4 protein-coding genes are annotated in these 4,765 nt (G+C 72.1%); 2 read left to right on the top strand and 2 right to left on the bottom strand.

The genetic code is table 11. From position 1 onward, the window contains the following. The first annotated feature begins 232 nt into the window (after positions 1 to 232). Positions 233 to 1,882, top strand: coding sequence for an amidophosphoribosyltransferase (purF, locus tag G6031_RS12870; protein WP_179524613.1), 1,650 nt, complete (start codon positions 233 to 235; stop codon positions 1,880 to 1,882). A gap of 40 nt (positions 1,883 to 1,922) precedes the next feature. Then, positions 1,923 to 3,008 carry a phosphoribosylformylglycinamidine cyclo-ligase gene (purM, locus tag G6031_RS12865; protein WP_179524614.1) on the top strand — a complete coding sequence of 362 codons (1,086 nt, stop codon included), beginning with the start codon at positions 1,923 to 1,925 and terminating at the stop codon, positions 3,006 to 3,008. Between the two features lie 88 nt (positions 3,009 to 3,096). On the opposite strand, the gene G6031_RS12860 is transcribed toward purM, so the two are convergent. Together G6031_RS12860 and G6031_RS12855 are read right to left on the bottom strand one after the other, a co-directional pair. Continuing rightward, the gene (locus G6031_RS12860) at positions 3,097 to 3,300 is read right to left on the bottom strand and encodes a DUF3073 domain-containing protein (RefSeq protein WP_179524615.1); all 204 of its coding nucleotides are present in this window, start codon (positions 3,298 to 3,300) and stop codon (positions 3,097 to 3,099) included. Between the two features lie 132 nt (positions 3,301 to 3,432). Then, the gene (locus G6031_RS12855; protein WP_179524616.1) at positions 3,433 to 4,596 is read right to left on the bottom strand and encodes a folate-binding protein YgfZ; all 1,164 of its coding nucleotides are present in this window, start codon (positions 4,594 to 4,596) and stop codon (positions 3,433 to 3,435) included. Between the last annotated feature and the right edge of the window lie 169 nt (positions 4,597 to 4,765).

The following is a 4,765-nucleotide window of genomic DNA, read 5'->3' as shown; positions in this document are numbered from 1 at the left end:
GGTGGCCGCGGGGCGGGTCCGGGCGTCGGGGACCCGCGCCGACGAGGTCGCGGCGGGGCTGCCGGTGGTGCGTCCCGGCTGAGCGTTCGGCGACCCGGGCGGGTCCGGACGACCTGCGCATGAGAAGGGGCCCCGCCCGCGGGACGGGGACACGGGACTGGGGTCACGGGGGTCGGGGAACGTACACTCGAACAGCACCGCCGGGGTCCTTCCGGGCGGACCGCCCCGAAACATGAGGGAGCACCACCAGGTGGAGAGCACGTCGTCACGTCCGGCCCCGTCCGGATCACTCCGCCGCACCAGTGGCCGCGCCGCCGTCGGTCTGGGTCTGCCCGACCCGTCCGTTCCCGGCCCGACCGGCCTGCCGATCGACACCGAGCGCATCGGTCCGGTCGAGGAGTGCGGCGTCTTCGGTGTCTGGGCTCCCGGCGAGGACGTCGCCAAGCTCACCTACTACGGCCTGTACGCGCTGCAGCACCGCGGCCAGGAGGCCGCCGGCATCGCCGTCGCGGACGGCGAGCAGGTCCTCGTCTACAAGGATCTCGGACTGGTGAGCCAGGTCTTCGACGAGAAGACCCTCGAGTCGATGAGCGGCCACGTGGCGATCGGCCACTGCCGGTACTCCACGACCGGCGCCGCGTCCTGGGACAACGCGCAGCCCATGTTCAGGCCCACCACCGGCGGGGGGTCCGTGGTGCTGGGGCACAACGGCAACCTGGTCAACACGCAGGAACTCAAGCGCTACGCCACCACGATCGGCATCCGGGGTTACACCGAGAACAGCACCCACTCGGACTCGGACATCGTCTCCACCCTCCTCGCCCACGAGGCGGGTGACGGGGGCCTCGAGGAGGCGGCGGCCCGCCTGCTGCCGCGCCTGCGCGGTGCCTACTGCCTGACGTTCTCCGACGAGAACACGCTGTACGCCGCCAGGGATCCGCACGGGGTGCGCCCGCTCGCGCTCGGACGGCTCGAGAGGGGCTGGGTGGTCTCGTCCGAGACGTCGGCCCTGGACATCGTCGGGGCGTCGTTCGTCCGCGACATCGAGCCCGGTGAGCTGATCGCCATCGACGCCGACGGCGTCCGGTCGCGCAAGCTCTCCGAGCCCACCCCCAAGGCGTGCGTCTTCGAGTACGTGTACCTGGCGCGTCCCGACTCGGTGATCAACCAGCGGCTGGTCAACTCCGCCCGCGTGGAGATCGGCCGCAAACTGGCGGTCGAGCACCCCGTCGAGGGCGACCTGGTGATCCCGGTGCCGGAATCGGGGACACCGGCCGCCGTGGGCTACGCCCAGGGGTCCGGGATCCCCTTCGCCCAGGGGTTGACCAAGAACGCCTACGTCGGCCGCACGTTCATCCAGCCCAGCCAGACGATCCGGCAGCTCGGCATCCGGCTCAAGCTCAACCCGCTGCGCGAGGTCATCCAGGGGAAGAAGTTGGTGGTGGTGGACGACTCGATCGTCCGCGGCAACACCCAACGGGCCCTGATCCGGATGCTGCGGGAGGCCGGCGCCCTCGAGGTCCACGTCCGTATCGCCTCCCCGCCGGTCCGCTGGCCGTGCTTCTACGGCATCGACTTCGCCAGCCCCGCCGAACTGATCGCCAACGGGGTCGACGCCACCGACGGGATGCTCGAGGGCGTCCGCAGGGCGATCGGGGCGGACACCCTCGGGTACATCTCGGTGGACGGGATGATCTCGGCCACCGGGCAGCCGCGGGACGAGTTGTGCGCCGCGTGCTTCGACGGCCACTACCCCATCCCGCTCCCGGACGACTCGCCGATGAGCGCGGCCGTCCTGGCACTGGCCGCCCAGGTCGACGGTGAGACACCCGATCGGCACCTGGTCCTGCACGACAACGCGGACGCCGTCCGCCGACCCTGACCGGGCGCCCGACCACGGGCGCCGATGAGGAGAACCGAAGATGACCGAGAACCCCCACCCCGCGAGCGGCGCCTCGTACGCCGCCGCCGGAGTCGACATCGACGCCGGCGAGCGCGCCGTCGAGCTGTTCGCGCCCCACGCCAAGCGCGCGACCCGGCCGGAGGTGATGGGTGGCCTCGGGGGCTTCGCCGGGCTGTTCTCCCTGAAGAACTCCTACCGTCAACCGCTCCTGGCCTCGTCGACGGACGGCGTCGGGACCAAGATCGCGGTGGCGCAGGCCATGGACGTCCACAACACGGTGGGCATCGACCTCGTGGCCATGGTGGTGGACGACCTGGTGGTGTGCGGGGCCGAGCCGCTGTTCCTCCAGGACTACATCGCGATCGGCAAGGTCGTGCCGGAACACGTGGCCGACATCGTCGAGGGGATCGCCGAGGGCTGCGTCCGGGCCGGTTGCGCGCTGCTGGGCGGCGAGACCGCCGAGCACCCGGGACTGATGGCCCCCGGCGAATACGACATCTCGGGCACCGGGGTCGGGATCGTCGAGTCCGACGAGGTCCTCAAGGCGGAGAACGTCCGCCCCGGCGACGTGATCGTGGGGATGGCGTCCTCGGGCCTGCATTCCAACGGGTACTCGCTGGCCCGGCACGTACTGCTGGAACTCGCCCGCCTCCCGCTGGAGGGGCACGTGGAGGAGTTCGGTCGCACCCTGGGTGAGGAACTCCTCGAGCCCACCCGCATCTACGCCCTGGACTGCCTGAGCCTCATCGCCGAGACCGACGTCCGGGTGTTCAGCCACGTCACCGGTGGAGGCCTGGCGGAGAATCTCGCGCGGGTCATGCCGCGCGGACTGGTCGCGCGTCTCGACCGTGGCCGGTGGCCCGTGCCCGCCGTGTTCGGCACGATCGCCCACCACGGCCGTGTCGAGCAGGCCGAGATGGAGCGGACGTTCAACATGGGGGTCGGGATGATCGCCGTGCTCCCGGCCGAGGACGTGGACCGCGCGCAGGCGGTGCTCACCGCCCGGCACGTGGACAACTGGGTGATCGGACACGTGGACAAGGCCGGGGAGGTCGCCGCGGACGGACCGCGCGTCGTCCTCGAGGGATCACACGCCCGCTTCTAGCCGGGTGGCGCACCCCGCCACACGAACGTGGGCCGGGCATCCTCGCTGGATGCCCGGCCCACGTGTAGGCGGCGGTCGGGGAGTGCGGTCAGAACCTGCTGTCGCCGTCGGACCACGACCCGTACGGGTCGTCGTCCTCCTCGGCACCGGGCCGATCGGTGCTGAGGCGTGTGGTGGGCGCGCCACCACCGGCCAACTCCGCCTGGAGACGTTCTAGGTCCGTCTGCGGAGTGTTGTACTTGAGTTCGCGAGCGACCTTGGTCTGCTTCGCCTTCGCGCGGCCTCGGCCCATTGACCTGACCCCCTCGGAAACGGTGCTGGGCCACCTCGGGGGTGCCCATCAATGTGAGTATCTGCCTGTCCACAGGATAGCGTGCCCGGCGCGGAATGTCCGCCCGGGTGTCGTGGGGGCCACCTCGGGCTCCTACGCCTGGCCGCGCAGCCTGCGGATCGCCTCACGTCCGGCCTGCGGGCCGGAGTCGTGCGGGACGGAGTCGGGATCGATGGCGGCGGAGACGCCGTCCACCTCGAGAACGGTGTCGGACGGCACCGACCGCTTGAGCAGGGCGAGCGCCACCGGGCCGTACTCGTGGTGCTGGACGACGGTCCCCACGCGCCCCACGGTGCGGCCACCGGCGAGGACCTCGGCGCCGGGGGAGAGCGACTGGTCGCCGCCGGAGCCGTCCAGGTGCAGACGCACGAGGACCCGGGGGGACTTGCCGAGGTTGTGGACGCGGGAGACCGTCTCCTGGCCCCGGTAGCACCCCTTGTCCAGGTGGACCGCGCCGCGCTGCGCCACCTCGCCGATCCACGTGGGGATCTCGTGGGGGATGGTCTTCTCGTCGGTGTCCACGCCGAGTCGCGCCCGGAGCGGGTCCGTCTCCACCGCGCGGAGGGCCTCGAACGCCCACGAGCCCGCCGGACGGGCGCCGGCCCGGACCGCCGCGTCGAACCATCCGGTCAGCCCGGCCCGGGGGACGAGGAGATCGACCGAGCCCGCCAACGGCCACGGCATCCGACGTGCGATCCCGCCCCCAGGCAGGGGGACGCTCGCGTAGTCGCCGACGGGGAGCTCCACCATGGTCCCGTCCGGAGCGGTGAGGGCACCGGGGAGCCCGGTGCCGGCGAGGGTGACGACGACGAGGTCGGCGGCCTCCGGAGTGGCGTCGGCCCAGAAGACCATCCGGGTCAGGAACGTGAGCAGGGCCGCGCCCCGGCCGGGCTCGGTGTCCATGACGAGCGTCCCGTCGACGTCGGAGAGCACCACGTGGTGCTCCACCCGACCGTTGGCGTCCAGGATCAGCGTCTCGCCACCGGAGCGGTCCTCCAGTTCGGACACGTGCTGGGAGACGAAGCCCTCGAGCCAGCTCAGCCGCTCGCCACCGCCGATGGTCAGCACGTCGCGGTGGGAGCGGTCGACGACCACCACGGAGGTGGTGGCCGTGCGCTGCTCACCGAAGGGGTCGCCGTAGTGGAACGGGACCCCGGCGTCCGGGCCGGGACCCGGGGTGTCCACGGCGCCGGGACGGGTCAGGATCGGGCTGTGGTAGCCATTGTCGGTCCGGTCGGGCACAGCTGGGACGGTCACGATCGCGATCCTACGTGCGTCGTCGTAGTGTTGCCGCCATGGGCACTGCGGCGGGAGAAGGAGCGGACCGGGCGACGGACCGGGGGGCGGACGCGCGGGTGGTCGTCCTGGTCGCCGGCGGGCCGGACGGCCCACGCCCCCGGGTGCACCCCGCCGGGGAGCCGCTGCT

The organism is Dietzia sp. CQ4, assembly GCF_014145125.1.
Classification (GTDB): Bacteria; Actinomycetota; Actinomycetes; order Mycobacteriales; family Mycobacteriaceae; genus Dietzia; species Dietzia natronolimnaea.
The sequence above is the reverse complement of the archived record's forward strand: the minus strand, read 5'-3'. Positions and strand labels throughout refer to the sequence as shown.